General features: G+C 66.0%; 1 protein-coding gene. It reads right to left on the bottom strand.

Features of this window, described 5'->3' with window-relative positions; translation table 11 throughout:
* Positions 1-365, bottom strand: a 365-nt coding sequence (locus SJI03_RS28870; RefSeq protein WP_322429469.1) for a condensation domain-containing protein, incomplete at both ends; no start/stop codon positions are given.

Below are 365 nucleotides of genomic sequence, written 5' to 3'. Positions count from 1 at the left end.
TCCAGGTTGGTCTGGCGGCATTGCTGCAACAGCGCGCCGAAACTCATGTCCTCGGTCAGCTCGGCGCGCAGCACCAGCGTATTGACAAAGAAACCGATCAGGCCGGCGATCTCCGGCTGCTCGCGGTTCGCCACCGGCGTGCCGAGCACGATATCGCTGGCACCGCTATAGCGCGACAGCAAGGCGCTCAAGGCCGCGTGCAAGCCCATGAACAACGTGGCCCCGTGTTCGCGGCACACCGCGTGCAACCGGCTGCTCACTTGCGCGTCCAGCCGGCTGTGCAGCAGCGCACCCTCGAAGCTCTGTTGCGCCGGACGCGGATGGTCCAGTGGCAGGCTGTGCACTTCCGGCAAGGAGGCCAGCTT

Origin of the sequence: Janthinobacterium sp. GMG1, assembly GCF_034427795.1 — a bacterium.
In the GTDB taxonomy this organism is placed as follows: domain Bacteria; phylum Pseudomonadota; class Gammaproteobacteria; order Burkholderiales; family Burkholderiaceae_D; genus Janthinobacterium.
The sequence above is the reverse complement of the archived record's forward strand: the minus strand, read 5'-3'. Positions and strand labels throughout refer to the sequence as shown.